This is a genomic window from Mesorhizobium sp. M7A.F.Ca.US.005.03.2.1 (assembly GCF_003997795.1).
GTDB classification, from domain to species: domain Bacteria; phylum Pseudomonadota; class Alphaproteobacteria; order Rhizobiales; family Rhizobiaceae; genus Mesorhizobium; species Mesorhizobium ciceri.
In genome coordinates this window covers 1-1,608 of sequence record NZ_RZRP01001129.1, presented here as the reverse complement: position 1 = coordinate 1,608, position 1,608 = coordinate 1, and the positions used below count along the sequence as shown (strand labels likewise).

General features: G+C 63.4%; 3 protein-coding genes. All 3 read left to right on the top strand.

The annotated features are described in order from the left end of the window. The coding region (locus EN991_RS40490; protein WP_206519324.1) for a DUF2285 domain-containing protein at nt 1–529 on the top strand (529 nt) is incomplete at its 5' end. A gap of 134 nt (nt 530–663) precedes the next feature. After that, nucleotides 664–954, top strand: a complete 291-nt coding sequence (locus tag EN991_RS35420; protein WP_127370466.1) for a helix-turn-helix domain-containing protein — start codon at nt 664–666, stop codon at nt 952–954. A gap of 47 nt (nt 955–1,001) precedes the next feature. Beyond that, on the top strand, nt 1,002–1,608 hold a 607-nt coding region (locus tag EN991_RS35415; RefSeq protein WP_245461168.1), incomplete at its 3' end, for a replication initiator protein A.

Sequence of the window (1,608 nt, the reverse complement as noted above, 5' to 3'; positions counted from 1 at the left end):
CACGCGGATGCCTGCCTCGACTGGCTCATCCCCTCGGAGCGTGCTTCCTAGCGAGCTCCGCAACGCTGGCGTTTGGGAGCAGGGCGAAGACCTTGAGGCTCTTTGGTCGGCATCGACCGCAACGCATCGCCTGATTGCCGAGAGTTGCGACGGTTCACTTGGCATCAATGCCATCATTCTCCCGCTCGACGAAGCCTTCGAAACAAGAGTGGACGCCGCACGCCAGTTCTGGCGGGCGCTGAACGGTCGATCGCCCGGCAGCCCAGTCTACGGCGCGCTGCCCCAGCAGACGAAGACCAGGCATATCCTCAATCTGCGCGCTCACGACGCCCGCCGCGCAGCGGCCTCCTATCGCATGATCGCGGAGGTGCTGCTGTCACGAGATCCAATCGTGCCACGAGATTGGCGCGACCATCACCTCAGGCACAAGGTACGGGCCGTCCTGCGAAGAGCGGATCGAATGGTCGCCGGCGGCTACCGCGACCTACTTTTCTATCCACACAGCCGCAGCCGAAAATCCGATCGGTGAAGTCCATCCTCGCAGGGGTAGCAAAAACACATCCCCGATGTTTGCCCTCCCTCGCCTTTTCTCAATTCGACCATCGTCCGTTTCGCGCGTCCCGGCAGGCCAGGATGACAGCAAAACCGAATGGAGATCGAGCGATGTCGAAGGGTCCCGCGGACGCGCCCCAAAAATACCTGCGAACGAAGGAGGCGGCACCAATCGTCGGCCTTTGCGCTCGCACGCTGGAAAAGCACCGAACCTACGGCACCGGCCCAAAGTACAGGAAAGTCGGTGGGCGCGTGCTCTACGACATCGATGACCTGCACGCCTGGATCGAACTCGGCGCGCGCACCTCCACCAGTGATACGGACGCGACCTTTGTTCCGCCGGCCAAGCCGCACGCCGCCCGCGCACCTGCCTATGCCGGCAGACGCGATCGCGCCTCCTGACCGCTGGGGTGGCGTCAGTGCAGTACCGCTCCGAAGGCCAGCTTGACCTGTTTCACGCTCGCGCCAGTGTCGTCACGCCGCGCGACGCGCAGGATCTCATGTCGTGGCCGTTCTTCTCGCTCGCCAAATCCCGCCGCGTAACGCCGATCGACTTTCGCATGGGCGAGGTGTCGATCCGCGTCGAGGCAACGGCCGAGCACGGCATGGCGACCATCTGGGACGCTGACATTCTGATCTGGGCGGCGAGCCAGATCGTCGACGCACGAGACAACGGCCTTCGCACGTCGCGTCTCATGGCGGCCACGCCCTACGAGATTCTTGCCTTCATCGGCCGGGGCGATTCCGCCCACAGCTATCACAGGCTGAAGGCCGCGCTTGACCGGCTGCAGTCAACCACGGTTGCCACGTCGATCCGACAGCCGGGCGAACGGCGCCGGCATCGCTTCTCGTGGATCAACGAGTGGAAGGAGCGAATGGACGCCAGCAGGCGCCCGCTCGGGATCGAGCTCATTCTGGCCGACTGGTTCTATTCCGGCGTACTCGACGATGCTCTGATCCTAACGATTGATCGTGAGTACTTTGGGCTGACTGGGGGCCTGGAGCGATGGCTCTACCGTCTAGTGCGAAAACACGGTGGTCGTCAGAGCTACGGCT

Excerpts from the sequence above, each read along its gene's own strand:
- EN991_RS35420 (WP_127370466.1), top strand. The coding sequence starts at position 664 with ATGTCGAAGGGTCCCGCGGACGCGCCCCAAAAATACCTGCGAACGAAG.